Raw genomic sequence first — 25,815 nt, 5'->3', positions numbered from 1 at the left:
GTGGTCGCATCGGAGCGGAGGTCGGATGGACGAGTACGGAACGGATTCCGCCGGGGTCGGGGCGGCTCCCTCGGTGGCCCGGTTGCTGCTGGAGTTGCGCAGCCGGACCACCGTCGACGTGAAGACGCTGGGCAGGTCGTTACAGGTGCGCCCGCAGGGCAAGACCGCCGTCGCGGTGCGGATTCACCCCGGCGGGGTGGATTTCGCCGTCGATCGTGAGCGGGCCAACGAGGTGGCGCTGAGCATGCCGGGCGCCTTCGTGATCGACCCGGACGATCCGGACTGCTGGGTGTCGATCCAGGCGGACTACATCGACGACAACTACGACGCGCTGCTGGACGCGGCCGCCGAGGCGGTGGACCTGCGCGCCGCGGGTAAGCCGGCGCCGGCGAAGCGGACCCGGGCGGCCGCCGCACCGAAGGCGGCCGGTACGGCTGCGGCGCCGAAGTCGCGGGCCGCGGTCAAGCCGCCGCCCCGGCCGGACCCGCCGCGGTGCCCGAAGTGCCGTCAGTACGAGCTGCTGGCCAGCGGGGAGTGTCCCTCCGGCTACTGCTGAGGCTGATCGCCGGGCGGTGCCGGGAAGGTGACGACCATCGCCACGCCCCGTTCGCGGGCCTCGGCGGCCGCCTGGCCGCCGTGGGCCACGGCCAGTTGCCGCACGATCCACAGGCCGAGGCCGACGCCCTGGTCGCCGCCGACGGCGAACTGGCCGAACAGCCGGGGCCGCAGGTGGTCCGGGATGCCCGGGCCGTGGTCGCGCACCTCTAGCCGGTCGCCGGTGGCGTCCCGGGTGAACCGGACGATCACCGGCGGCCTGCCGTAGCGCAGCGCGTTGGTGACCAGGTTCATCAGGATCTGCTCGAAACGCTGCTTGTCGACGTATACCACCAGGTTCTCGTCGACCTCGGCGCGCACGTCGGCGTCCTCGCGCACATATGACAAGGCGTCCTTGACCAGCAGGTGCGCCGGGTGCGGCGCCCGGTCGAGCTTGAGGTGGCCGGTGCTGTCGATGCGCTGGACGTCGAGCAGGCCGTCGGCCAGTCGCGCGATGCGCGAGGTCTGGCGCAGGGCGGCGCCGATCATCTTCGTCTGCGGCGCGGTCGCGGTCTCCTCGAGTTCTTCGAGCACCAGTCGTACGGTGCCGAGCGGCGCCCGAACGTCATGAGCCAGCGTGTTGATCATCGCGGCACGCCACTGTTCGATCCGGGACAGTCGTTCCCGCTCGTCACGCAGGTGGCGGGCCTGAGCCTCGATGAGGAAGGCGACGGCCAGGGCGATCGGCATGAGCACGGCCGCGCTGCCGAGCACGAGGGGCGGCTGACCGGTCATGATCAGCGGGACCAGGTAGGCGAGCGTCGCCGGCAGGGCGAAGAGGCTGAGGATCCAGCGCGGGAAGTGCAGTGCCGCCCATGCGTAGAGCAGCACCAGGAACGGTCCGGTGCCGGCCGCCACGCCGCCGAACGACCAGGTGGACAGGCCGAGCACGGCGAATCCGGCGAGCCCGAGAAAGCCCGGGGCGTAGCGGCCGAGGCGCCGCCACGGGCCGAGCAGCCCGGCCACGGCCAGGGTCAGGTCGCACGCGGCGACCAGGAGCAGCCGGCCGGTGTGCAGCGGGTCGTTGAGGATGCCGACCAGGGCGAGCAGGCCGGCCACCGCGAAGAGCACGCCTGCCTGCCGGGCCGCCGCCCGCGGCCCGGTTCCCAGGAGGCGAAAGGGTCCGGTTTGCACAACTCTGGCAGCATATAGCGGCCCGGGAGTGTGAACGGGCGGCTCCGGTGGCCTGCCCGGGCCGCGATGGCCCTATCCTTGCGCTTTCCCTCACGGCACGGAGTTCGACGATGAGCACGGGCGGGCGGCGGGCGCGGACCGACCAGGCCGAACAGACGCGGGCGCTGATCCTGGCGACAGCCGAGCGGTTGTTCGCGGAGAAGGGTGTGCACGCGGTCTCCAACCGGCAGATCGGCGAGGCCGCCGGGCAGGGCAACAACGCGGCCGTCGCCTATCACTTCGGGACCAAGACCGATCTGGTACGGGCGATCATCCGCCGTCACTCGGTTCCGACCGAGCGGATCCGCCGCCGGATGCTGGCCGTGCACGCGGGCAGCGACGACCTGCGCGACTGGGTGACCTGCGTGGTCCGGCCGATCACCGACCACCTCGCCGATCTGGGGCATCCGAGCTGGTATGCGCGGTTCTCGGCGCAGCTGATGACCGAGCCGGCGCTGCTGGAGGTGGCGGCCGAGGAGTTCCGGGACGCGGCGGGGCTGCTCGCGGTCATCGACGGGCTGCAGCGGTGCCTTCCGGATCTCGCCGAGGAGGTACGGGAGGAGCGCACCCACATGGCGCACACCCTGCTCGTCCACTTCTGCGCGCAGCGCGAGCGGGATCCGGCGCCGGTGTGGGAGACGACGGCGGCCGGTCTGATCGACGCGATCGTAGGGCTGTTCACCGCACCGGTGACCTGACGACGCCTCTTCCGCGCGGCGTGGTGGCGTCCGATCGTACGATATGAGGCTTTTTAAAGGGGTCTCGCCGCTGTTGAAGTTGAATTTTCGGACATCCATGATGTCGAGCGCCCTTTTGGTAAGACAAGTGCTTTAAATTGTGCCCTCTGAGTTTGGTCGCACCACCGGATCAACCCCGCGAAAGGGCCCGCATGTCCCCCTCACCCCCCATCCCCCACCGCCTCAAGCCCGAGGACCTCGTAGCGTTGCGCGAGCGTTACCGGCTGGAGCGGGACCGGCGCATCCGGCCGGACGGCACCTCGCAGTACCGGCGGGCCGCCGGCGATTTCGGCTATTACGCCAAGGATCCGTACACCGAGCGGGCCGACCGGGATCCGAAGACCGACCGGGTCGAGGCGGTGGTGATCGGTGGCGGATTCGGCGGGCTCCTCACCGGCGCCAAGCTGCGGCAGGCCGGGGTCCAGCAGATCCGCATGATCGACGAGGGCGGCGATTTCGGCGGTACGTGGTACTGGAACCGTTATCCCGGGATCCACTGCGACATCGAGGCGACCATCTACATGCCGCTGCTGGAGGAGGTCGGCTACGTCCCGAAATGGCGGTACGCGCCGGGTGAGGAGATCCGGCAGCACTGCATCGCCATCGCGAAGCGCTTCGATCTGTACGCCGACACCCTGTTCCACACCCGCGTCACCGGCCTGACCTGGGACGAGGAGAACGCCGAGTGGCAGGTGACCAGCGACCGCGGCGACGATTTCCGCGCCCGTTACGTGGTGATCTCCTCCGGCACCCTGACCCAGCCGAAACTGCCCGGCATCCCCGGCATCGAGGACTTCCAGGGGCACACCTTCCACACCAGCCGGTGGGACTACGGCTACACCGGCGGTGACCAGACCGGCGGGCTCACCGGGCTGGCCGGCAAGAAGGTGGCCGTCGTCGGCACCGGCGCCACCGGCATCCAGGTCATCCCGCACCTGGCCGAGGCCGCCGAGCGGCTGTACGTCTTCCAGCGCACCCCGTCGACCGTCGACGTCCGCGACAACCGGCCCACCGACCAGTCCGTCCTGGACAGTGTGCGGCCCGGCTGGCAGCAGGAGCGGATGCAGAACTTCCTGCTCAACGTCACCGGCGCCTGGGCCGACGAGGACCTGATCGGCGACCGGTGGACGTCGACGGCGAAACTGCAGCGGCAGATGCTGACCGGCAGCGTCGACTCCAACATCACCGACGAGGAACGCGATCACCTCGACGAGCTGGCCGACTTCCGCAAGATGGACGAGATCCGCGAGCGCATCGACGCGATCGTCACCGACAAGGCCGTCGCGGAGACGCTCAAGCCCTGGTACCGGTACATGTGCAAGCGGCCCACGTTCAGCGACCTCTACCTGCAGACGTTCAACCGGCCCAACGTGACGCTCGTCGACACCGCCGACCACGGCGGCATCACCCGGATGACGGCGACCGGTGTGGTCGTCGGCGACACCGAGTACGAGGTGGACTGCGTCATCTTCGCCACCGGTTTCGAGGTCGGCATCTCCGGTGTGCTGTCCGGGACCCTGCCGGTCACCGGTCGGGGCGGGATGCCGCTGCTCGGGCACTGGGCGCGCGGGCCGCGGACCCTGCACGGCTTCTACAGCCACGGCTTCCCGAACCTGTTCCACCTGGGTTCGCTGCAGAACGCGGCCGCCGTCAACTTCGTGCACGTTCTGCAGGAGCAGGCCACCCACATCGCCGCGGTCGTCGGCGAGGCCGGCAAGCGTGGCGCCCGCTGGATCGAGCCGACCGCGGAGGCCGAGGAGGAGTGGGCCGGGATCATCTTCCAGACCGCGCCGAAGACCTTCGCCTTCCAGACCGAGTGCACGCCCGGCTACTACAACGGTGAGGGCCAGCCGCGGCCGGTGATGTTCTCCTACGGGCCGGGGCCGGTCGCCTTCCACGAGTTGCTGCGCGAGTGGCGGGCCGACAGCATCGACACCGTCCTGCGCTGAGGATGTCCCCGGGCGGCCGACCGGCCGCCCGGGTCTCCCCGCGTCTCCCGTCAGGCGTCGATCTTGACGGACTTCTTGGCCAACTCGTAGGCCGGCTGCATCCCGGTGAACTCACCCTCGTCGAGCGGGCTCAACATCACCACGACGATGCCGGCCTTGGTGTTCAGGGCGAACGCGGCGTACTTGCTGCGCATGTCGTACTCCTTGTCGAGGGTCTCCCACGACGCCTCGGCCGCCTGCGCCGCACCGATCTGCACGTCGGCGATCTCCGTGTTGGAGGCCTCCTTCTTACCGATCGACGCCTTGACGAACTCCTGCAGGTGCTCGGCCGGCGCGCCGCTGAGCCCGTCGGCCACGTGCACCCGCAGGAAGCCGATGTTGCCGGCCGGCTTGGCGTCGACCTCGCAGACGACGGTGAAGTCGCCGACCTTGGCCAGCGCGGCCAGCTCACCGAGCTTCTTCAGATCGATGGGCTTGGCCTTCCAGTCGGCCGCCGTCTGGAAGGAGATCGGCAGCTCGCAGGCGCTGCCCTTGGCCCCGATCGTCTCCCCCGCGGCAGCAGCGGGCACCTCGGCCGCGGCCGGCGCGCTGCTGGCCGCCGCAGTGGTCGGTGCGGCGGCGGTGGAGGTGTCGGCCTTGTCGGAGGAGCAGCCACCGACGGCGAAAAGGACGGCGAACGCGAGGCCCGCGGAGATGTTCATGGTCTTCACAGCCGGGGAACATACACGCCGGGTACGACATCCGTGGGGTCAGAGACGAGCGGCCCAGTCCAGCACGTGATCCACATCGCAGCGCTGCCAGCCGACCGCCGGATCGACCGACACCAGCAGCGTCGGCGCCGGCCGGGCCGCGGCCCACCGCAGGCCCCGCGGCGTGTGGTTGTCGTCGATCCACGCGGTCGGCCGGTCACCGGCGACCAGATCGACCGCCGGGACCTTGAGCTCCGGCTCGAACGGCACCGCCGGGAACCGCACCACCGGCAGCGGATCCACCCCGAGCAGCGGCAGGAAGCGCTCGTTGGCGTGCTCGCCCCAGCCGGTCGCCCACCACAGCTCCCCCGCGGCGGCCAGCTCCTCGATCCACGCGCCGTGCGCCGTGCAGTAACGGCCCGGCTCCTCACCCTCGAAGAAGACGCGCTCCTGATAGCCGTCCGGGCAGATGGGCGCGGCGAACGGGTTGAGCACCCCGTCGAGGTCCAACAGCAGGACCGGCCGTTTCGTCACGCGCCAACCCTATGCCCGCTCAGACGCCGGCCGGGAGCCCGTAACCGCTTCCGCCGGCCCCGAGAATCTTCAGTTTGTCGGCGTAGTACTCCTTGGCGGCGTCCAGGATCCCGTCGACGATCCACGCGTTCACCCCGCCGGCCACGACGGCGCCCAGAATCGGCACGAACCCGGCGAGCGCCTTTCCCGACATTTTCGCGGTCAGTTTCGCGGCGATCTTCCCGGCCACTTTCGCACCGAGTTTCCCGCCCGTCTTGGCGCCCGCCTTCGCACTGATCTTCTGCCCGGCCAGATAGCCCAGGCTGCCCATCATCGTGTGGACACCGGCGTTCACGGCGACCGGGTTCCCGGCGACCAGCGGCATGAATCCGGCGACCGTACGGCCCAGCGCGGCCTGTTTCATCGCCGCGGTGAAGTCGCCGGCGCCGACCCAGTAGAGGACGACGGCGGCCATGTCGTCCTCACCGAGGACGTCACCGCGCCCCGCCCGGTACCCGAGGATCGCCCCGGCCCCGTGACTGGCCACACCCAGCCGGTTCACCACGAACGCGATGTCGGCCAGCATCGCCACCAGGTGGTAGCCAGGCAGGGCCGCCGACCCGGCGCCGGAGGCGGTGACCATGGCGACCTGCTTGGCGTGCCAGTCCCCGATGTCCTGCTGATGGCTGCTCGCATAGATGCTCCGCAGATCCGGAGTCATGGAATTGATGGCGGCAATGAACTTCTCGGCGAATTTCTCGGCAAATCCCACGCCCACCCCAGGTGACGGACCCGACACGGCAATGACCGTCATTCGAGCAGTCCGCGACCCCCATCTCAAGGCGGAGATTCCCCCCGACAGCGACAATCCACCACGATTACCCGCCGCGGAGCCTGGATTTCACCCATCTGCGCGGAGAACCGCCCACAGCGACGACCGCCGTTCCCCCGTTCGCCATCCGAACCTCCACATTCGACTGACCCACCTGGTTCACTGAGCCTTTTCATCCTGAGTAGGCCGGGTTCTCGCGGAGAGTTCGGCCGGTAGCGGTGCCGTTTGAACGGTGTCCGGATGCTGCCGCGGGCGCCTTGGTAGGCCTTGCCGGCGAATGTCATCACCTTGGCGATGGTCAGCACGTCGATGATGGCGTGGGTGCGGGCCGCGGTCAGGTCGTGGACGGTGCCGGGCAGAGCGGCCGATGCCCAGACGAGCCGGCCTGCGGCATCAGCTATGACCTGCACGTTCACGCCGTGACAGCGGTGTTTGCCGGAGTAGTAGGGCTTCTGGTCGGCGACCCGGTCGATGGGAGTCAGGGTGTCGTCGTTACGCAGGTGGGCGAGAGCGGGCAGGGCTTGCCGGCCGGGGTCGAGGCGCCGCCATCGGGACCTGCGCTGGTTGCGGTGGGCTCGGATGAGGCCGGCGAGGTGGTTCAGGCTGCGAGTGGACAACGGAATCGCGGCAGCGTGAGACAGCACGGCGAGGCTCCCGGTCGGGGCATCGGATCTTGGTCGACTGCTGTCTTACCGAGAGCCTCGTCCTATGTCGACTTCGGGGCTCTGTCTCTGCCGCGACCTGCACCGTCACGATGAAAAGGGCTCGTTGGATGGCGTCTCATCGAGTCCCAGTGGAATCGCCATTGGGGCGGAATAGTGTTTCTCGTCAGCAGTACTTAGTTACGGCCGCCGTAAAGTTTTGCCTGAGTGGGTGGATCTTTACGGCGAATCGGGGTGCTCTTCTCGGATAGTCCGGTGAAAGCTGGAAACTTACGGCTATCTTCGATTCTCATGCGAAGGAGGTTGATCGAGTTTACTGTCCGGTCTGCGCGGAAAGTTGGGCGCCGCGCGCGCATCGTCGGCGAGTTGCTGATGGCTCATTGGCGGACGATCGCCGGATGGACAGTGGTGTTGGTGGTGGTGGCGCTGGTGGTGGCAGGCCAAGGCCGGGTCAGGCCAGCTGCGCATTTTCTGCTCTTCTGGTTCCTATGCCTGGTGGCGGTGGCGGCGGTATTGGTGGCAGGCCGCCGTTGGCCGATTGATGCCCTGCTGGCGATGGCCGCAGGCGCGTCCGCCCTGGCCTGGATCGTGCGATATCCACCGGAAGAGGGGGTGGCGAGTTCTGTGCTCGCCGAGGGCGGCGTCATGGGACAGTTCCATCCGGCACTTGAGAACACGCAGGGAGGGCTGGCCGACCAGCTCCCTTGGCCGGCGAATGACATCCTGTCCGCGCTGCTGTGTGTGGTGATGGGATCGGCGTCGGCCGTCGTGGCCTGGAGGTGCCGCGTTCGGACGTCGGTACCGATCCTCGTACTGGCGGGAATGATCCTCGAGGTTGTTCCAGATCCCACGCCGTACAGTGCCGTCGTTTTCCCGAACTGGCGTGCGGTCGCCATTCCAGCTGCCCCGCTGCTTCTGCTCAGGTGGTGGCGTGCGCCGACGAGGGCAGCATGCCCTGCGACTGCGCTGACGCTTCCGGCGCCTTTACTGCGGCAGGCCGCGCCGGAGGTTCCGGATGCGTCGGATGACTCCGGTCCGGCGAACTGGATTGGAGCGGTGTCAGCCATGGTCGCTCTGGCCGGGTTGCTGCTCTTCGTTCCGATCCACTTCGGGTATTCCGCGTTTTATAGCCAGTACGGCCTGCAACCTGAAGACGTTGGAATCGGGTACGCCCAAGCGATCACTCTGCAGTTGGACCGCATCCTTCTGGCATCGATCGCGCTGGCGGTGGTGCTGGCAGTTACGGTGGCGCTGGTCGTGAATGCAGTTAATAAGCGTGGCCTGTCCTTATTTCGGGTCCGATTCGGGGTGGTGCCCAGTCCGGCCTCTCGCCGTGCATGCGCGGTAGCTACGGTCACGGTTCTCCTTCTCGCCGGCTTTTATGTCAGAGAGCGGATTCAACCGCCTTACTATTCAGAAAATGGTATTCCGGTCAATCCCGAGCAGTCGTCGTTCCTGAATCTGCGGACAACGGTGGTGGAGGCTACCTGGGTAGCCGACGGGCCAACCCCAGCCCTTCCACGCAGAATGCTCAAACTCGCTACCGTCAACGGTGAGACGATCTTCTGGAACAATGTCACCTCTAATGTGGTCACCGTTCCCAGTGAAGCGGTGGTGATGACCAACCTGTCCAGTACGGCGATAAGTGTCTACGGGCGCCGAGAATTTGGAACTCCAGCATCCGGATGGATGATGTTTGACGCCGAGGCAAACCCTCTCAGGTTGGAAGGATTGCAAAAGACGCTGTCACTAGACCGGAATTGCTGGCCGACGAACGATTGGTTGACGGGACTGGCGTACGATCGTGGCCTCGTCCTGACCGCTGTTTTCCCGCCTGAATACAGGCGCTACGGTCTCGAGGGACCTGCGCCATATCTGTTGTACGGGCCGGGGTACCGGCTGCTGAACGCGGACCTGCTGGCGGCGGGAGCAGAGCCGGAGACCGCCGCTTGGTTCCCCAGCCCGAGCATCGAGGCAGAGATGCGCCAGGCGGCCGAACGAGGGCAACGGATCCGCGCCGGCACTGAATCCTGCAAAACGGATTGACGGCGTCACGGCGTGAACGTGCAGGTCATAGCTGATGCCCAGACGAGCCGGCCTGCACGACCGTGAACGACAACAGATCCCGATCACCTTTCGCGATCAGGGTCCGACGCTGCAACCCCGAAGCGATGACCAGGCGACACAATCGCGCTGCGTGCGATCCCGTCCTCGTTGAGTCAGGACGCCGACGAGGTCGGCAAACACCCGATGCGCTCGAGGCCGGTTCACGAGCCGCCACCGCGACACCCGACAGCCACTCTTTGGAGGTGTCGCACCGCACCGCGGACGTTTGATCAGCGCCGGGACGTATCGAAGAACCCGTTTCAGGTCTGGACCGGACGGCACAGGGTGGTGACGATGCGGTCGATCTCGGCCAGGGCGTACGCGGCGAGCCGGCGCTGTGCGGTCTCGGCGGCCGGATCGGTCTCCTCCAGGTCGCCCAGGATCACGAGGTTCTCGTCGTTGAGGGTGTTGGCCGGGGCGGTGAAGTTGAAACTGCCCGCGATCACCAGGCGCCGGTCGATGATCATCAGCTTGTGGTGGACCTTGCGGACACCGTTGCCGAAGGCGTTCTCGTAGAGTGCGGCACCGGCCGCCTTCAGGAGTTTCGTCGCCGCCCACTCCTGCGAGCCCTGCCCCCGGTCGAGCACGCCACGGATCGGGATACCGGCCTTGAGCAGCCACTCCATCGTGTCGTCGATACCCGACGACTGGGCGAAGGTGAACATCGCGAAGTCCACCCGCTCCCGCGCCTTCAGCATCTGCTTCATGATCTCCATCTCCGGCCCGTGGTAGGGCGCGAAGATCGGCTTGACCCGGATCCGGCCGAGACGGAACTCCGCCGGGCGCGGGTTGACCCGTTCCTGGAGAGCGCCGAAGGTGCCGCTGCGCATCCGCTGGAACTCGGCCAGGTAGAGGCCGGCCGCCTTCTGCCCGCGCAGGACCACCAGATGGTTGAGGTTGTTGCCGGGCTGCTCCGGGTTGTCCGGCGGGTTGATGCCGGTGTCGGTACGCGTGAAGTTCGTCGACCCGGTCAGCACCGCCGCGGTGTCCTGCCCCGGGTCACGGACGATGAACTTCTGGTGGAAGATCTTCGGGTTCAGGTCGGTGATCAGGTCCACCCCGGCGCGCAGCAGGGCCGCGTGGATGACCCGGTTGCCCTCGTTCTCCCCGGCCACCGCCCACGGATCGGCCCGCGGCGGATCCTCCCGCAGATAGTCGCCCTCCAGGATGACCTGGATGCGGACCTTCCGGCGCTTGGCCGCCAGCACGGCTTCGGCGATCGGCCGGGAGTCCAGCTCCTGCACGGCGATCAGCAGCGTCTCGGTGGCGCCGTCGATGAACTCGCGGATGACGGCGTCCAGGTCGTCCGGCCCGCCGAGCACGGGCGGTCCGGTGTAGAACTCGACACTTCCCAGGTCCAGGCCCATGTCCTCAGTGTGTTCCCCGGCCCGCCACGACACCTCGTTTGATCGGATTGTCCAATCGGTTGAGCGACACCGGAAAGCTCTAGGATCCGGGACATGTTCGACACTGCGGCTGAGCTGACGCCGCGCATCGGAGACCGGGCCGGGGTGTGGGAGTTCCTGCGCCTGTTCACGGCGGCATGGGACCTGACCGGCGAGAGCCGCGACTACGACCAGCCACTGCCGGCGGCGCTGCGGGAGGCCTATGCGCTCGGCGGCGTCCTGGAGCGGATGGGCCCACGCGAGGACGACGGAGTGCTGGTCTTCCACTTCGCCGACCCGGAGATCACCGAGACACGATGGGGTGTGCCGCTCGACGCCGCCGGCCAGGACGATCCACCGGTCCTCATCGACACCGGGAGCGGCTGGGAGCCGTACCTCGACAGGGTTTCCCTGGCCTGCGTCGACATCGCCATGACCACGGTCGTGCAGGAACACGAGTTCGAGCTCTGCAACGCCGCCGAGCTGGCCCCCGAGCTGGTCGGCCCGGCGTTGGCGGCGTTCGACCGGGTGCCGCTGCCCGACGTGCCGATGTGGATCGACATCGAGGACTCCCCGGTGCGGTGGTATTCGGGGCCGGGCCAGCTGCTGCGCACCCACGGCGACGACTGGGTGTGGCTGTGGGTCAGCGCCCAGTCCGGCGCCGCACTGGACGCCCTCTACGCGGCGATGCCCGGCGCCGAGGGCCACTGGAGCAACTAGCCGGCACCGTCCACGTCATACTGTTCGACCGGCTGGGCGACGCCCCCGTGAAACGTTTTCGAGAAGGAGGGCGCGATGGAGCCCGAGGAGACGGCTGCGCTGGTACGCCGTGCCGCATCCGGCGACTCGTCGGCCTGGGAGGACCTGGTCGGGGCGTACGCCGGGCTCGTCTGGTCGGTGGCGCGGGCACACCGCCTGGGCCGTGCCGACGCCGAGGACGTCAGCCAGACCACGTGGGAACGGTTCGCGCGGTCGCTGGACAGCCTGACCGACCCGGGACACGCCGGCGCGTGGCTGTCGACGACCGCACGCCGGGAGTCCCTGCGGGTCCTGGCCGCCCGCAACCGCATGGTCCCCACCGGCGATCTGGCCTGGATCGGCCCGGCCCGGGAGGAGCAGTCGCCGGAGGAGATGGCCGTCGCCGCCGACGAGGAGATCCGCCGCGACGCGCTGGCCGGCCGTCTGTGGCAGGCACTCACCCAGTTGGGTGACAACTGTCAGCGGCTGTTACGGGTCCTGATGTCGCAGCCACCGCCCTCCTACGCCGACGCCGCCGCAGCTCTCGGCGTTCCGATCGGCTATCTCGGCCCGACCCGGCGGCGGTGTCTGGAGAAACTTCGCCGTCTCGCGGATGTATCAGAGCACGCGGAGCGCGGTCATGACCGGTGACGAAGACCTGCCGCCGACCCAGGAGGAGGCCGACGCCATGAATGTGGACGCGGCGCTCAGCGCACTGATCGCCCGGGTGGATCCGATGCCGCCCGAGGTGGCGCGATATGCCATTGCCGCGTACGCGTTCCGCTCCAACGGCGAGGAGTTCGCCGACCTGGAATGGGATTCGCTCACCGACGCCGAGGTCCTGACCCGCGGCCCCGACGACGTGCGGATGCTGGTGTTCGGCCCGGCCGGGCCCGACGGCATCCGTGTTCATCTCGGCCTGGCCCGCACCGCGGGCGGTTTCGAGGTGGACGGCTACGTCGAGCCGGCCGGTCACACCGAGGCGGAGCTGCTCCACGACGGGGGCGCCGTCCGCCGGCCGATCGACACGGCGGGCAGGTTCTACAGCGACCTGCCGGTGGTGCGGTCGATCCGGCTGCGGCTCAGGGGCACCGAATCCGCGCCGATCGTCACCGGTTGGGTGGCACTCGGCTGACAGCGAGAAGCTGACCGCGAGAAAGCGAGACGACGAGGATGCCCGGAGAAACCAGCTTCCCCAACCCGTGGGCGTTGGACCCACGGGTCCGGCGCACCGGTAACACCTACTACATGGCCAACGAGATCCTCGTGGCGGCCGACGACGCGCCGATGGTCCGCGGCGCCATGCGGGGCCTGGGCGCCCAGCGGTCGGAGGCCCCGGACGGGATCGACGAGTACGTGCACCGGTACGTGCTGCCCGATACCGGCGACGACCCGCCGGCGATGACCGCGGTGGTCGGCCAGCTGCGGGCCACCGGCAACAGCCCGCGGGTCGGGCTCAACCACGTGTTCGCCGCGAACGGCAGCATCCCGATCAGCGGCCAGCCGAAACTGCACGGCGGCACCGCCACCGACCCGGCCCCGGCGCCGAACCCGCAGGTCAGCGGTCTGGCGACGGACAGTCGCGTGGTGCGGGTCGCGGTCATCGACACCGGGCTCGACCCGGCGGCGCTGACGCTTCCGGTCTTCTACCAGCACGCCCGGCACGGCCGGCACGAGCCGGACACGGTCTATGAGAACCCGGCGGTCCGGCGGATCGGCCTGATGGGCGGTCACGGCACGGCGGCGGCGGGGATCATCGCGCGGTACGCCCGTCGCGCCCACCTGACGTCCATCCAGGTCCTCAACGTCCACGGTATCTGCGACGAGTGGACGCTGGCGGCCGGGATCCTGCGGGCCCGCGACGCCGGGGCGGAGATCATCAGCATGTCGCTGGGCGGTACCTACGTCGGTGACGAGGAGCCGCTGGCACTGAAGGCGGTCCTCGACGACCTGCCGGCCGGGACCGTGGTGGTCGCGGCGGCGGGCAACGTGGACGCGGCGACGCCGAACTTCTACCCGGCCAGCCGGCCCGGGGTGGTCTCGGTGGCCGCGATCGACACGACCGATCCGGCCGGGACGGAGGTTCCGGCGGCGTTCAGCAACACCGGTGACTGGATCACCGCCTGCGCGCCGGGTGTCCGGGTCCACGCGCCGTATGTCTTCGGCACCTGGAACTACGGGGCGAACCCGATCGACTTCACCGGGGCCGTCGCGTGGAGTGGCACGTCGTTCGCGGCCCCGTTCGTGGCGGCGCAGATCGCGGCGAACACGACGTTGAAGGAGACGTGCGCGGAGGCGGCGGACCGGCTGCTCGGCGGCCTGTCGCGGTCGTTCCCCGGGTACGGGCGTTATGTCCCGGCGCCGCCGGGGTTCATCCTGCCCTGACCGGCCACGATGCGCCGGTGACCGATCATCGTGCTCCGCTGATCGGTCATCCGGCCCGGCTGGCCGGTCATCGGCACCGCTGATCGGTCATCCGGCTCCGTAACAGACGTACGCGGCCGCGGCCGGGTCGTCGCCGGACTGTCGCTGGGCCTCGGCCAGCGCGGCAGCCGGTGACGACCCGGATCGCAGGTGCTGGTGCAGGCGAAGCATCACGTCGCGGGCGTCACCGTCGCGCACGGGGGCGACGGTGGCGATCACCGAACGGGTGCCCATCGCCAGCAGCGCGGCGGCGAAACCCATGATTTCGTCGCCGCGGTGCACCGACGACATGCCCGAGTCGCACGCCGACAGCACCACCAGGCCCGGCGGCCGGTGCAGGCCCTCCAGGTCGTAGACGGTCAACGGCCCGTCCTCCAGCCGCAACGCCGAGAACTGCGGGTTGTCCGCCCGGAAGGTGCCGTGCGCGGCGATGTGCGTACGACCGGATCCGTCCATGGCGGCCAGCACCGCCGACACCCGCGCATCGGCGCCGAGCAGCGCGGACGTCGCGCCGTACCGCCCGGAGAGCGCGGTGACCTCATCGGCCGCGCCCGGCAGGCCCGGACCGGCCACCAGCACCGTCCGGTCACCCGCCGACTCCGCGGTGACGGCCCGCAACCATGCGGCGGCGCTCGGCGCCACCGACACCGTCCGATCACGGCAGAGAACCCTCCACGGTACGCCGTGCAGGCGCCCGGACGGCACGATTACCAGGTCGGCATCCCCGATCCGGGCTTGCAGCGGGCCCAGCAGGACCGCGTGGAGCCGCTCCCCGCCCACGCCCGGCCCACCCGGCCGCACCGACATCCGATGCAGCGCGAACCGCAGCCCGCGCACCTCGGCGTCGACCACCGTGACCGGCCCCAGCTCGTGCCGGGTGAGACGGCCACCAGCCAGCACCACGGCATACAGCGTGTCACCGACGGTGATGAACTCCACAAGCGCACGGTCACCGAGACACGAGAACAGCGCCCCGACATCCCACCCGGCCGTCCGCGTGCCCGTCACGTCGACCGGGCCGGTGACCGCTGTTCCGGGACGGGTGCGGCGGGTACGTTCGCGGATCGAGCGTTCCAGCTGAGCCTGGCGGTGGCTGTACCGGCGGGCGTCACGGCCCTCGGCCAAGGCCTGCTCGCGTTCCGCGGCGACCGCCCGCAGCTCGGCGATCTCCGCCGCGAACCCGTCGTCGGCCGGCGGATGAGCCGGCCGGACCTGCTGCGCGGCGGCCCGCACCCGCTCGGCCCAGGTGAGCAGCGCCAGCGCCGAGCCGTCGGCCACCGCGAGCTCCATGGCGGTTCGGACCAGCTCCAGGCCGTGCTCAGCGGCACGAACCCGCAGCTCCGTCGCGCCGAGCGTGAGCCGGTGCTCGTCCAGCGCCCGCAGCCCGGCCCGTAGAGCGGCATCCGCACCGCGCCGGTCCCCGGCCGCGATCCGCAGCAGCGCCTCGGCATGCCAGGCACTGACCCGCTGCGCCGCCGGATTGCCGGCCCCACGGGCCCGCCCGGTGTGCCGCAGCAGCACCGTGGCCTCGGCGGTACGCCCGGCGGCCAGCGCACACCGGGCCGCGATCAGCGCCGCATCGGCTGCCGCGACCGCCCAGCCTCCGGACCGCAGCTCCTCGGCGCCGGCCACGGCAGCCCGCAGCAGGTCAGGGCCGTGCCGTCCGGCCGCCCAGTCGGTGCGGATCAGCATGTACCGGGCGACGGCCGCCCAGCCCGGACGGCCCTGCTGGTCGAAGGCCCGCTCGGCCAGTCGCGCCGCCTTGCGTGCCTCGTCGGTCTCCCCGCAGGCCAGGGCCGCGGCGGCCAGCAGCAGCCGGGCCTCGGCCAGGTCGGCGGCCATCCGGCGGCGGGCCAGCTCCCGCACGGCCGCGGCCGCCACCTCCCGGGCCTCCTCGTGCAGACCGGCCGAGAGCAGCACGTCACAGCGGTCCATCATGATCATGGCGGCGGAGAGGTTGTTGCCGACGTAGTGCTCCTCGGCCGCGGCCAGGTGGGTGAGCGCGGCGACGACCTGCCCGGCCCGCCCGGCGGCGAAACCCCGGTTCCAGCGCACATCGGCGACCGCCAGGTCCTGGCCGAGCTTGCCGTACAGCTCCTCGGCCCGCAGCAGGTCCGCCTCGGCGGGACCCGGCCGGCCCCGGTACGCCTGGAGCACCCCCCGGTTGTTGAGCACCTTCGCCTGCCAGAGCAGGTCACCCTCACGGCGGAACACCGACAGCGCTCCGCCGTACTCCCGCAGGGCCTCCTCGAGGAGACCCCGCCGCTGCGCGACGACGGCGAGCTGATGACGCAGGCGGGCCGCCTCCAGCCCTTCCAGGTACGCCGCGGCGGCCTCACCCAGCCGTACCGCCCCGGGAATGTCGCCCTGATCGGCCCGGACCAGCGCCAGCGTCATCCTGGCCCGCGCCGCCGCCACCGGAAGCCCCGCCTGGTCGGCGACGGCGACCGCCCTGCGCAGATGCAGCGCCGCCGAACGCATCCGGTTGCTCTCCCGCGCCGCCAGGCCGAGCACGCGCTCGGCCGCCGACTCGGCGCCGGCGTCCCCCGCCCGCCGGGCCGTCGCCCGCAGTCGCAGCGCCTGACCCTTGGCCACCCGCGGGTCGATGTGGACCAGGCGCATGGCCTCGGCCGCCACCGCGAGCAGGGCGGGGTCGCCCGGGTCACCGGCCTGTTCGGCGGGCACGATCGTGTCGCCCGGCGGTGTCGTGCCGGCCGGCGGGGTGCGATCGGCCATGAAGTCACCGGTCCCCGGATGTATCAGGGTGGACACTGGCCCCTCCTTCTGTACATGACACCGGATGAGAAGGCGAACCGGATCATCAAAGCGATGATCCCCAGTGGAATCAACGCGGGCAGTGTGCCGGTGTCCGTGTCGCGGTCTTCGCGCGCGTCGCCGGCCGGTTCATCCCTCATCATCCCGAGGCGGCCGGGGCAGTCCCCGTGTCGCCTCTGATTCGTGTCCGGGTCCTGGTCAGCGACCGTTTCACGGTTCAGCTGCTGGGCCGGGCCGGCCGGGGTGCCGTCGGCAGCGCCGAGCCACGCTCGATCAGCCGTGCCGCCAACCGGACCAGACGAGAGCAACCGCGCGGCGTCGTACGCCGCACACACACATCACGTTCACCTTTCACCGTTCCCGAGGAGCAGAAAGTGATCGACGCTGACCTGATGGACAAGATCCTGATCAGGCTGATCGGAGTGACCGCGGATGTCTCCGAGCGGGTCGTCGACCTGGTCTCGGACCTCGCCGACGAGCTCGGCGAGGTGTCCCACGACGACGTCGTCAAGCTGGTCGAGGCCGCGGTGACCGCGACCGCCGGCACGGCCGTGACGGCGGCGTTCAACAAGCGGCGGGCTCTCGCCCACGCGTCCGGGGGCACCGCCCCGATCAGCTGAGTCCGAGCCTTCGCCGGCTCGGCATCCGCAGGACACCCGGTCGAGTGGGGGACAGCTCGGCCAGGCCAGGAGGCTCGATCACACCGAGGGGGGCCCGGTCACGATCGAGGGGGCCCGGTCGAGCCACGTGCTCGACCGGGCTGGGGCCTCCACTGATCAGCCGGAGATCGGCGACGATCATCGGAGTGGGGCTGTCCGAGCCATGTACCGTGCGGTAGGACGCTTCAGGACAGCCGATCGAAGGGTCCAGATGAGCTACAACCCGTACGAGCCGAGCCAGGACCCCTACCAGCAGCCGCAACAGCCGTCGTTCCCGCCGCAGCCGTACTCGCCGGGACCGTCCGATCCGTATCCGCCGCATCCCCCGGCGCAGTCGTATCCGCCCGCGCAGGCCTACCCGCCGCCGCAGGCCTACCCGGGCCAGCAGTATCCACCGGCGCCCGGCTATCACGGGCACTACCGGCCCGGACCGTCCCACCACGGCCATTACCGTCCGAACGTGGCGTTCGGCTACGGGCAGCCGATGATGCCGGCCTCCGGCTGGGCGACCGCCTCTCTGGTTCTCGGGATCATCGGCGTCCTGAGTGGCTGGTGCCTCGTCGGGCTGCCGTGTGTGGGCGCCGTGATCGCCGGCCACATCGGCCTGGCAGAGACGAGGACGGGCGCCCGCACCGGCCGAACCTTGGCGATCATCGGGCTGACGCTCGGCTACATCACCCTGATCCCGGCGGTCCTCGTCTTCTTCATGGCGGTTCTCGCGCCCAGCGGTTCCTGACCGTGTCATGGCTCGACGGCGGACGGGAGCGGGGCCCGTCGGTTTTGCCCGGGTGCCATGATCGGCAGCGATGAGTACGAATGACGAGATCGGCCGACGGGTTGACGCCTGGCAGCATCACTTCAAGCAGCTGAACGACGTCCTCCGGCACCCGGGGATGTACGGCCGGGACGAGATGGCCGAGCGCCTCCTGCTGGAGGCGATGGCCGCGGTGGACGACAGCCTGGATCGGTGGTCAGCCGAGTGCCAGGAACTCCGTGACCACGATGCCTTCACCGCCACGGGCGTCATGGGGTCGTACAGCCGCATCCTGCCGGCGGACTCCTGCCGTGACGCGGCCACCTCCGTGTATGCCGAGATCGCGCATCGGCTCGGCTGGCTGGAACTGGACCGGGCCCTGTCACCGGCGGAGTTCCAGCGGCTCGACGCCGAGGTCGACGAGTGGGTGCACGAGGACCGGACCGTCGATGAGCTGGTCGAGACCTTCGGCGACCCGTCCGTGCGGATCGGGCCGTCCAGTGAGGTGCGCCCGAAGACGTTCGCCTACACGACCGCTGATCCCGGGTCGCCGCTGATCAGCTTCCACCTGGGACACGATCTGCCGCAGGCGGCCCGGACGACGCTGGTGGTGCTCGCCGTGCGACATCGGCGTGGCGGTTTTGCGGACGCCTTCTCCTTCACACCGGCCGGCATGCGGCACCGGTCGGCACCGGCCACACCCGGGTCGAACGTCTGGGTCTTCCACGGCGACGGCGCCCGGTTCGCCGCCGGGGTGTTCACCAGCATGGCCGCGGGCCTCGAGTGGGCGGCCGAGCATGGCGTGACGGGGATTCTCACCGAGTACGCCATCGGCGGGACCTACGACCTCGCGGTCGCGGAGGGCCGGTTCACGCCCTCGAAGGAGCACCACGGCACTCCCGGGCACGTCGCCGGGTTCGGGCCGGGGCTGGAGCACATTCACCTGTTCGACGGCCGCCGCGATTGACACATGACGCCGTGATCGCGGCGGCGTCATGTGTGCCACGGCCCGGTGTTCGCGCGACTCCAGCGCCTGCCAGCCGCGGCCGCCCGCAGGGCACGGCGCCTCGCCCGCACTCGCCAGGTCCGCGCTGGAAAGACCAGGTGGTGGAGCGCGGCGAACGGAGAACCGGGACGAAGGCGCGGCGAACGGAGAACCGGGACGAAGGCGCGGCGAATGGAGAGTCGGGGCGGAGGGTGTGTGGATGGGGCGGGGCGCGGTGTGGGTCAGGTGGTGGCGGTTATGTGGCTGATGACGGCCTGGCGACCCTGGCGGGCCTCGGGGACCGGGAGCAGTGGGTAGACGTGCACGGCGCCCTCCTGCTCGTGGTAGGTCAGCGGGACCGACGACGGCAGGCGGGAGCGGAGCAGGCGGCAGTCGGGCAGGGTGATGTCGCGGGTGCCGACCAGGATCTGTAGCGGGGGCAGGCGGGACAGGTCGCCGAACAGCGGGCTCAGCCGTGGGTCCTGGAGTGGGATCTCGCCGGCCCACGCGGCGGCCAATGGGCGCAGGCCGGGGCGGCGCAACCACGGGTCGTGTGGCTCGACCTCGTCGACCTCGGGGTTGCTGATCGACAGGTCGAGCCACGGGGCGATCGCGGTCACGCCGGCCACTCCCCCGGCGACGCCGCCGACCGCCTGGGCGGACAGCAGGGCCAGGCCACCGCCGGCCGAGTCGCCGGCCAGGTAGCAGCGCCGGCCGCGGGCCGTCTCGGCGGCGATCACGCCGGTGACGAACTCCAGCGCCTCCAGGCCGTGATGGTTGGGGGCCAGGCCGTAGATGGGGACGGCGACCTCGTGACCGGTCCGGTCGGCGATGTGGGCGATCAGCGACCAGTGCTGGCGGACGATCTCGCTCGTATACGCCCCACCGTGCAGGTAGACGACGGTCACGCCGGTGCCGGTGCCGTGCGGGCGGACGCGGTGCAGGTCGAAACCGTGGTCACGGGTGGTGGTCACCGCATATCGCCGGGAGATCGCCGGAGGCGGCTGGGAGGGGCCCTTGGGGCGCGCGAGGGTGCGCAGCCCCGCCTCCTCGGTGATGAATCGTCGCTGGTAGGCGAGCCTGGTGAAGGCGGCCACCACGGTCATCTGCCAACTGGGCACGGTGCCCCGCTCACATCGCGGTGAAGACGACGGCACGGCCCGCGGCGGCGGCCCGCTGGAAGAACGAGCGCACGTCGATGAAGTTGGACCAGGTATAGGCCATGTCCTGGTCGTCGGCGGCACCGTCGTAGTCGTCGTCGAACCCGGCGAAGCGGGCACGCAGCCATGGCTCGTCGATGTCGAGCAGGGCGGCGGCCACCTCACGGGTCTGGGCGGCGGTCACGTGCACCACGTAGATCTCGTCGTGCAGGTGGCGGCCGCCGACCACGGTCAGCGCGAGCGGGCGGGTGCCGCCGTCGGGGTCGAGGGAGCCGTCGGTGAGGCACCGGTGGATCGCGTCCCACGCCTTGTCGGTCTCGACCTGGAAGGCGTCGTCCGCCCACTCCTCCTCGAAGTCGCTCATGATCTCGCTGACCGCGTCGTCGTCGCCATCGGCGTCGAGCAGGATCTTCTCCTGCTCGGCGGTGATCGCGAAGTGCACTCCCAACATGGCGCCGATCATAGGGCGGCCCTCTGACAGAATGGCGCCTTCACGTTCTGACTCAAGGGGTGGCTACTATGCGTGTTCTCGTCGGCTCCGTTCCGGTCATCTTCAGTACGTCCGACGTGAGGAATCGTAGAAGTGGATCTACCACGTAGTTTTGCCGTCCGGGAACGCGATCACCGCATCCACGACCCGTTCACCGCTGAGAAACTGGCCACGCTGGGTGCGGCCATCCGGCTGCGGCCGGGCATGTCGGTGCTCGACCTGGCGTGCGGCAGCGGCGAGATGCTCTGCCAGTGGAGCCGTGACCACGGCGTCTCCGGCGCCGGTGTCGACATCAGCACCGTGTTCCTGGCGAAGGCCCGGGCCCGCGCGGCCGAGATGGGCGTCGACGGCCGGGTGACGTTCACCCATGGTGATGCCTCCGGCCATGTGTCGGCGACGCCGGTCGACGTGGCCGCGTGCGTCGGCGCCACCTGGATCGGCCGGGGTGTCGAGGGCACGATCGCGCTGCTCGAGCGCAGTCTGCGGCCGGGCGGCACGATGCTGATCGGTGAGCCGTTCTGGCGGGAGGCCCCGCCGGACCAGGTGGCGGTCGAGGGCAGCGGCGCCGGGTCGCGGGAGGACTTCCGGGACCTGCCGGCTCTGGTGGAGTCGTTCGGGCGGCTCGGCTGGGATCTGGTCGAGATGGTGCTGGCCGACGAGGACAGCTGGGATCGGTATGTGGCCGCCCAGTGGTTCACCGTCCGGGCCTGGCTCGACGAGAACCCGGACGATGAGCTGGCCGACGCGTTCCGTGCTGAGCTGGACACCGCGCCGTTGAACTATGTCCGCTACCAGCGGCGCTATCTGGGCTGGGGCGTGTTCGCCCTGCGGCGGCGCTGACCGGTGACCCCGGGCCGGGTGTGTCTCATCCGGCCCGGGGTTCCAGGATGACGACGGCGGTCGGGGTGGTCCGGTTCGCGGCGAACGCGTCGAGGTCCTTGTTGGTGTCGCGCCACAGCTGCCAGAGGCGCTCGTGTTCGGCGCCCTCGGCGGCCCGGGCCCGGACGAGACGTTCGCCGCCCGGCCAGACGACGTGCGCGTCCGAGTTGGCCTGCAGGTTGAGCCACCAGGCCGGGTCGCCCTCGCCCCAGCCGTTCATGGCCAGGGTGGACAGGTTCGCGCCGTCCTCGATGTAGGCGAGGATGACGGGGCGCTCGCGGCCGCTGCGACGGCCGGTGACGGTGACCCGCATCGTTCCCCAGTGCTGCGGTTTGGCCCGCTGCAGGGCGAATCGGCCGCCGGTGATGCGGTAGAGGCCGCGGTGGACCGCCCAGGCGGTACGGATCACCCAGCGCGGCGGTAGCCACGGGGCTTTGGTCTGTGGACTGTCTGACACACCGATCACCTCAGACGGAGTCGAGTCCGATGCACTGACCATCCACTGTGTCACCGGCGGGCGAGCCCGGATACTGGCCGGATGAAGTCACGGGGAGATGTCTGGGTGTTCCTGGGGATCGTGTTCGCGCTGCCCTGGTTGTTGCGGGGGCTGGAGGTGGTCACCGGGACCCGGTTCCTCTATTGGGCGATCATGGTGTCGGTGGCGGTCGCGACGTGGGTGGCCGCGCGGTATTTCTGGCGGCCCGCCGAGGGCGTCGCCAGGGCCACGTCGATTCTTCCGGTACGGCCGTGGCACCGCACCCTGGGCTGGTGCGGGCTGGCGTTCGTGCTGTTCGTGGTGATGTCGGCGGCCGCGGTGGCGTTGAACGCGGTCACCGGGATCTACCCGGTCGACCTGGACGGCTTCTCGGCGCTGCGGGACGTCTACGCGCCGGACACGGCCGGGCGGACCGGTGTTCCGTGGGATCTGATCGGGCAGGCGCTGGTGGCGAACCTGGGGCAGTTCGTGCTGATCCTGCCGCTGGCGTTCTACGAGGAGTGGGGCTGGCGCGGCTATCTGCTGAACCGTCTGCGGGAGCCGCTGGGCACGTGGCCGGCGATGATCCTGATCGGGGTGATCTGCGGGGTGTGGCACATGCCGGGTTTCGTCCCGGCGGGTGCGGACGGGCTGTGGCCGCTGCTGCCGTTCACGGTGTTCTGCGTCTTCTTCGGGGTGTTGCTGGGGTGGCTGCGGCTGGCGTCGGGTTCGATCTGGCCGGCTGTCGTGGGGCATGCGGTGAACAACACCGTGGTCTTCTCGTTCGTGCAGGTGGTGGTGGCCGACAAGGCGGCGGAGGACCGGATCGACGGGTGGCTGACGGGGCTCAGCGGCTGGCAGGGACTTGTGATCATGAGTATTCCGATCGCGGTTCTGGCCGTCCGTACGCGAAGATCGCCGGGTGTTGGCATTGAGAATCGTCAAGGGTGACGCGACCAGTCCGCAGGCCAAGGGGCCGAAGATCATCGCGCATGTGTCCAATGACATCGGCGGCTGGGGCAAGGGTTTCGTGGTGGCGATCTCGCGCCGGTGGAAGGAGCCGGAGCGGGCGTTCCGGCAGTGGCACCGGGAGCGGGCCGGCAACGACTTCGGGCTCGGCGCGACCCAGCTGGTGCAGGTTCAGCCGGACGTTTGGGTGGCGAACATGGTCGGCCAGCGGGGTATCAGGAGCGGCAGCGGCGGGCCGCCGGTGCGGTACGAGGCGATCGAGCGCTGTCTGCACACGGTCGCCGGTCACGCCGCCGAGCTGGGTGCTTCGGTGCACATGCCGAGGATCGGCTGTGGCCTGTCCGGAGGCAGGTGGGAGCGGATCGAGCCGATGATCGTGGCGGCGCTGTGTGCGCGCGACATCCCGGTGACCGTCTACGACTTCGGGTGATCCTCGGTGCGGAGCCCTGCCCGCCGGGGACATCAGGCGTAGGGTGGCAGTGACACCTTCAGCAGTGAGGGACCGCCACCGCGTGCCTGACAGGGGTCTTTCATGAATTTCGCGCAGTCCGCCCATCGGCTCACCCTCGTGGTGGGTGAGGCAGATGCTGACGCCCGCGTCCGGGTCGGCCTGATCGGTGAGCTCGATTTCGACGAGGCCGACCGGCTGCGGGACGCGGTGGACGGCGCGATCGAGCAGTTCGGTCCGGCGCATGTCGCCCTCGACGCGACGGAGCTGGCCTTCCTCGACTCCGCTGGGATCAGGGCGCTGCTGCAGTGCCGTGACTCGGCGGAGAAGGTGGGGGCCACGCTGTCGGTGGAGGGTGTCTCCCCGATCGTCCATCAGGTGCTGCGGGTCACCGAGCTGCTCGAGTACCTGCGTGTCACCACCGTCGTCGACGTCTGAGTTCCATCGTTTGCCGGGTTGGAACGGTGCGAGGGAGAATGACTGGGTGACCGCCATCCGATGCGACGTCGAGTCGGTCGGCACACGACTGCTGGTCCGGGTCACCGGCCAGTTGTCGGTGTCGTCGGCGTCGCAGGTGCGGCTGGCGCTGATGAAATGCCTGGTCGAGCAGCCTGACGCGGTCGTTCTGGATCTGGCCGGGATGGGTGTTGCCGAGCCGGCGGCAGCGGCGGTGTTCCTGGCCGTGTCCCGGCAGGCGGCGGTGTGGCCGGGCACGCCCCTGCTCCTGGCCGCGCCCGGGCCGGGGATGTCGCGGCTGCTAACCGGCGGTTGCTATGGACGGATGACGGTGTTCTCCACGGTCGACGCGGCGATGTCCGCGGATCCGGGGCCGCGTCTGCCGGCGATCAGCGACATGATGCTGCCGGCCAGCGGGGCGCCCCGGCGGGCGCGGGATGTGGCCGCCGGCGCCTGCGCGCGGTGGGACCTGCGGCATCTGGTCGATCCGGCGCGCCTGATCGCCGGGGAGCTGGTGACCAACGCGGTGGTGCACGCCCGGACGCTGCTGAGTCTGCGCCTGACGCTGAGCGTGCGTCATCTGTTGCTCGCGGTCCGTGACGGTTCGGCGGAGGTGCCGCGGCTGCCGGGCCGGGTGTCCACCGATCCGGACGCGCCACGGGGGATGTTGCTGGTGGACGCGATGTCGGTGCGCTGGGGCAGCCAGCCCACCCACGACGGCAAGGTGGTGTGGGCCACCCTTTCCCGATCATGATTTGATGCCCGGGCGGGTGGGGTGGCACGGTGTGCGGCATGGACCTGACCGTGATCCTCGGCCCGATGAAGGGCGGCAAGTCGCTTGAGATGATCAGCCTGTTGTCGCCGCTGCAGTATGCGAACATTCCGCACCGGGTGTTCCAGTCGGCGCGGCACGGGCGGGACACGGCGGTGACGTCGCGGTCGGGCGGCAGCCTGCGGACGGTCAAGGTGCACAGCCTGGCCGGGGCGGCCGACGACGGGGTCGAGGTGATCGGGGTCGACGAGATCCACATGTTCACCGTCGACGACATCGCGATCCTCGGGGCGGCGGTGCGGTCGGGGGTCAAGGTGGTGGTCGCCGGCATCGACCTGGATCATCGGGGGCAGCTGTTCGCGCCGGTGCGGGCGCTGTTCGAGCTGGCGCCGGCCGAGGTGATCTACCGGCGGGCGGTCTGTGACGTGTGCCGGTCGCTGGACGCGACGCACACCCAGGTGCTGGAGCACGGCAAGCCGATGATCCGCGAGCTGGCCCCGTCGACGGCGCTGCCCGACGACGGGACGTACACCTATGAGGCCCGCTGCCGGCGGTGTGTGGTCCTACCGTGAGGGCGCCGCTCCCAGGCCGGTGAGGAAGAGGCGGCCCAGTTCGGTGAGCATCCGGCGTGGTTCGATGCCCTGCTCACCGGCGAGCCGGTCGCCCATGCCGTAGACGCGCTGGGCGAGACCGAGGTAGGCGTTGGTCATGGTGGAGGCCATCAGCTCGGGCGGGACCGTGTAGTGCAGGGTGCCGTCGCGGCGGCCGGCGGCGAGGATCTCCACGATCGGGGCGAGCAGGTCACGGACCACGGCGTGGAACTGCCGGCCCAGCTCGTCGGTGACGTTGACGCCGGGCTGGGCGTCGAAGACGCGGGTGAAGCGGACCTCGTCGGCGGCGTCGTCGACGAGCTGTTCGACGTCGGCGAAGGCGGCCCGTAGCCGTTGGGCACCGGTGCCGGTCCACCGCGGGCTGTGTTCGGCGAGCACCTGGGCCCACCGCTGGAGCACGTCCACCTCGACGGCGAGGGCGACCTGCTCACGGGTGGCGAAGTAGCGGTAGACGGTCCGGCGGGTGACGTCGCAGCGATCGGCGATGTCGTCGATGGTGACCTGATCGACGCCCCGCTCCAGGAACAGTTCGCGGGCGGCGGCGACCAGTGCCTCACGGCGTCTCTCCCGTACGCCCACG

The 25,815-nt window shown here is 70.0% G+C and carries 27 protein-coding genes and 1 pseudogene; 17 read left to right on the top strand and 11 right to left on the bottom strand.

Annotation, left to right across the window (positions count from 1 at the left end; genetic code table 11):
- Positions 1-25: 25 nt before the first annotated feature.
- Entirely contained in the window at positions 26-556 is a 531-nt protein-coding gene (locus ACFO0C_RS25740) for a hypothetical protein (RefSeq protein WP_378069246.1), read from the top strand.
- Here the strand turns inward: ACFO0C_RS25740 and ACFO0C_RS25735 are convergent.
- A complete protein-coding gene (locus ACFO0C_RS25735; protein WP_378069245.1) occupies positions 547-1,665 on the bottom strand; it encodes a sensor histidine kinase in 1,119 nt (372 codons plus the stop codon). The genes ACFO0C_RS25740 and ACFO0C_RS25735 overlap by 10 nt on opposite strands.
- 173 nt (positions 1,666-1,838) lie before the next feature.
- On the opposite strand from ACFO0C_RS25735, the gene ACFO0C_RS25730 reads away from it, so the two are divergent.
- Positions 1,839-2,465 (top strand): TetR/AcrR family transcriptional regulator, encoded by a 627-nt coding sequence (locus ACFO0C_RS25730; protein WP_378069244.1) that lies wholly within the window; start codon positions 1,839-1,841, stop codon positions 2,463-2,465.
- 191 nt (positions 2,466-2,656) lie between these two features.
- Positions 2,657-4,453 carry a flavin-containing monooxygenase gene (locus tag ACFO0C_RS25725; RefSeq protein ID WP_378069243.1) on the top strand — a complete coding sequence of 599 codons (1,797 nt, stop codon included), beginning with the start codon at positions 2,657-2,659 and terminating at the stop codon, positions 4,451-4,453.
- 50 nt (positions 4,454-4,503) lie between these two features.
- Here ACFO0C_RS25725 and ACFO0C_RS25720 read toward each other — a convergent pair whose 3' ends face one another.
- From ACFO0C_RS25720 to ACFO0C_RS25705, 4 genes and pseudogenes are all read right to left on the bottom strand, one after another.
- Entirely contained in the window at positions 4,504-5,154 is a 651-nt protein-coding gene (locus ACFO0C_RS25720) for a lipoprotein (protein ID WP_378069908.1), read from the bottom strand.
- A 48-nt stretch (positions 5,155-5,202) separates the two neighbouring features.
- Positions 5,203-5,676, bottom strand: coding sequence for a hypothetical protein (locus tag ACFO0C_RS25715; RefSeq protein ID WP_378069242.1), 474 nt, complete (start codon positions 5,674-5,676; stop codon positions 5,203-5,205).
- Between the two features lie 19 nt (positions 5,677-5,695).
- The gene (locus ACFO0C_RS25710; RefSeq protein ID WP_378069241.1) at positions 5,696-6,376 is read right to left on the bottom strand and encodes a hypothetical protein; all 681 of its coding nucleotides are present in this window, start codon (positions 6,374-6,376) and stop codon (positions 5,696-5,698) included.
- A 305-nt stretch (positions 6,377-6,681) separates the two neighbouring features.
- Positions 6,682-7,131: pseudogene (locus ACFO0C_RS25705) on the bottom strand (transposase family protein); the annotation flags it as partial.
- A gap of 309 nt (positions 7,132-7,440) precedes the next feature.
- On the opposite strand from ACFO0C_RS25705, the gene ACFO0C_RS25700 reads away from it, so the two are divergent.
- A complete protein-coding gene (locus ACFO0C_RS25700; RefSeq protein ID WP_378069240.1) occupies positions 7,441-9,195 on the top strand; it encodes a hypothetical protein in 1,755 nt (584 codons plus the stop codon).
- A 320-nt stretch (positions 9,196-9,515) separates the two neighbouring features.
- Here the strand turns inward: ACFO0C_RS25700 and ACFO0C_RS25695 are convergent, their stop codons facing one another.
- Positions 9,516-10,622 carry a phospholipase D-like domain-containing protein gene (locus tag ACFO0C_RS25695; RefSeq protein ID WP_378069239.1) on the bottom strand — a complete coding sequence of 369 codons (1,107 nt, stop codon included), beginning with the start codon at positions 10,620-10,622 and terminating at the stop codon, positions 9,516-9,518.
- 93 nt (positions 10,623-10,715) lie between these two features.
- On the opposite strand from ACFO0C_RS25695, the gene ACFO0C_RS25690 reads away from it, so the two are divergent.
- From ACFO0C_RS25690 to ACFO0C_RS25675, 4 genes are all read left to right on the top strand, one after another.
- A complete protein-coding gene (locus tag ACFO0C_RS25690; RefSeq protein WP_378069238.1) occupies positions 10,716-11,360 on the top strand; it encodes a hypothetical protein in 645 nt (214 codons plus the stop codon).
- A 75-nt stretch (positions 11,361-11,435) separates the two neighbouring features.
- Positions 11,436-12,029 (top strand): RNA polymerase sigma factor, encoded by a 594-nt coding sequence (locus ACFO0C_RS25685; RefSeq protein WP_378069237.1) that lies wholly within the window; start codon positions 11,436-11,438, stop codon positions 12,027-12,029.
- Positions 12,019-12,513 (top strand): hypothetical protein, encoded by a 495-nt coding sequence (locus tag ACFO0C_RS25680; RefSeq protein WP_378069236.1) that lies wholly within the window; start codon positions 12,019-12,021, stop codon positions 12,511-12,513. Before ACFO0C_RS25685 ends, ACFO0C_RS25680 begins: the two co-directional genes overlap by 11 nt.
- A gap of 38 nt (positions 12,514-12,551) precedes the next feature.
- The gene (locus ACFO0C_RS25675) at positions 12,552-13,763 is read left to right on the top strand and encodes a S8 family peptidase (RefSeq protein WP_378069235.1); all 1,212 of its coding nucleotides are present in this window, start codon (positions 12,552-12,554) and stop codon (positions 13,761-13,763) included.
- An 87-nt stretch (positions 13,764-13,850) separates the two neighbouring features.
- On the opposite strand, the gene ACFO0C_RS25670 is transcribed toward ACFO0C_RS25675, so the two are convergent.
- Positions 13,851-16,574, bottom strand: a complete 2,724-nt coding sequence (locus ACFO0C_RS25670) for a CHAT domain-containing protein (protein ID WP_378069234.1) — start codon at positions 16,572-16,574, stop codon at positions 13,851-13,853.
- A 377-nt stretch (positions 16,575-16,951) separates the two neighbouring features.
- Here ACFO0C_RS25670 and ACFO0C_RS25665 point away from each other — a divergent pair, with 377 nt between their 5' ends.
- From ACFO0C_RS25665 to ACFO0C_RS25655, 3 genes are all read left to right on the top strand, one after another.
- On the top strand, positions 16,952-17,197 hold the full coding sequence (locus tag ACFO0C_RS25665; RefSeq protein ID WP_378069233.1) for a hypothetical protein: 246 nt from the start codon (positions 16,952-16,954) through the stop codon (positions 17,195-17,197).
- A 250-nt stretch (positions 17,198-17,447) separates the two neighbouring features.
- Positions 17,448-17,972 carry a DUF4190 domain-containing protein gene (locus tag ACFO0C_RS25660; RefSeq protein WP_378069232.1) on the top strand — a complete coding sequence of 175 codons (525 nt, stop codon included), beginning with the start codon at positions 17,448-17,450 and terminating at the stop codon, positions 17,970-17,972.
- Between the two features lie 70 nt (positions 17,973-18,042).
- The gene (locus ACFO0C_RS25655) at positions 18,043-18,957 is read left to right on the top strand and encodes a DUF7710 domain-containing protein (RefSeq protein WP_378069231.1); all 915 of its coding nucleotides are present in this window, start codon (positions 18,043-18,045) and stop codon (positions 18,955-18,957) included.
- A 260-nt stretch (positions 18,958-19,217) separates the two neighbouring features.
- On the opposite strand, the gene ACFO0C_RS25650 is transcribed toward ACFO0C_RS25655, so the two are convergent.
- Both ACFO0C_RS25650 and ACFO0C_RS25645 read right to left on the bottom strand, forming a co-directional pair.
- Entirely contained in the window at positions 19,218-20,096 is an 879-nt protein-coding gene (locus ACFO0C_RS25650; RefSeq protein WP_378069230.1) for an alpha/beta hydrolase fold domain-containing protein, read from the bottom strand.
- Positions 20,097-20,106: 10 nt separating this feature from the next.
- Complete coding sequence (locus ACFO0C_RS25645; protein ID WP_378069229.1) at positions 20,107-20,586, bottom strand: DUF1877 family protein; 480 nt, start codon at positions 20,584-20,586, stop codon at positions 20,107-20,109.
- A 132-nt stretch (positions 20,587-20,718) separates the two neighbouring features.
- On the opposite strand from ACFO0C_RS25645, the gene ACFO0C_RS25640 reads away from it, so the two are divergent.
- The gene (locus ACFO0C_RS25640; RefSeq protein WP_378069228.1) at positions 20,719-21,465 is read left to right on the top strand and encodes an SAM-dependent methyltransferase; all 747 of its coding nucleotides are present in this window, start codon (positions 20,719-20,721) and stop codon (positions 21,463-21,465) included.
- 25 nt (positions 21,466-21,490) lie between these two features.
- Here ACFO0C_RS25640 and ACFO0C_RS25635 read toward each other — a convergent pair whose 3' ends face one another.
- Positions 21,491-21,961: a nitroreductase/quinone reductase family protein gene (locus ACFO0C_RS25635; protein ID WP_378069227.1), complete on the bottom strand. Its 471-nt coding sequence runs from the start codon at positions 21,959-21,961 to the stop codon at positions 21,491-21,493.
- Positions 21,962-22,042: 81 nt separating this feature from the next.
- Here ACFO0C_RS25635 and ACFO0C_RS25630 point away from each other — a divergent pair, with 81 nt between their 5' ends.
- The 5 genes from ACFO0C_RS25630 to ACFO0C_RS25610 all read left to right on the top strand — a co-directional run bounded on the left by ACFO0C_RS25630 (position 22,043) and on the right by ACFO0C_RS25610 (position 25,196).
- Positions 22,043-22,930, top strand: a complete 888-nt coding sequence (locus tag ACFO0C_RS25630) for a CPBP family intramembrane glutamic endopeptidase (protein ID WP_378069226.1) — start codon at positions 22,043-22,045, stop codon at positions 22,928-22,930.
- Positions 22,902-23,378 (top strand): macro domain-containing protein, encoded by a 477-nt coding sequence (locus tag ACFO0C_RS25625; protein WP_378069225.1) that lies wholly within the window; start codon positions 22,902-22,904, stop codon positions 23,376-23,378. Before ACFO0C_RS25630 ends, ACFO0C_RS25625 begins: the two co-directional genes overlap by 29 nt.
- 102 nt (positions 23,379-23,480) lie before the next feature.
- Positions 23,481-23,834, top strand: coding sequence for an STAS domain-containing protein (locus tag ACFO0C_RS25620; RefSeq protein ID WP_378069224.1), 354 nt, complete (start codon positions 23,481-23,483; stop codon positions 23,832-23,834).
- 46 nt (positions 23,835-23,880) lie between these two features.
- Entirely contained in the window at positions 23,881-24,606 is a 726-nt protein-coding gene (locus ACFO0C_RS25615; protein ID WP_378069223.1) for an STAS domain-containing protein, read from the top strand.
- Positions 24,607-24,644: 38 nt separating this feature from the next.
- On the top strand, positions 24,645-25,196 hold the full coding sequence (locus ACFO0C_RS25610) for a thymidine kinase (RefSeq protein ID WP_378069222.1): 552 nt from the start codon (positions 24,645-24,647) through the stop codon (positions 25,194-25,196).
- Here the strand turns inward: ACFO0C_RS25610 and ACFO0C_RS25605 are convergent.
- A complete protein-coding gene (locus ACFO0C_RS25605; RefSeq protein WP_378069221.1) occupies positions 25,188-25,814 on the bottom strand; it encodes a TetR/AcrR family transcriptional regulator in 627 nt (208 codons plus the stop codon). The genes ACFO0C_RS25610 and ACFO0C_RS25605 overlap by 9 nt on opposite strands.
- Between the last annotated feature and the right edge of the window lies 1 nt (position 25,815).

The organism is Actinoplanes subglobosus (assembly GCF_042650585.1).
In the GTDB taxonomy this organism is placed as follows: domain Bacteria; phylum Actinomycetota; class Actinomycetes; order Mycobacteriales; family Micromonosporaceae; genus Actinoplanes; species Actinoplanes subglobosus.
The sequence above is the reverse complement of the archived record's forward strand: the minus strand, read 5'-3'. Positions and strand labels throughout refer to the sequence as shown.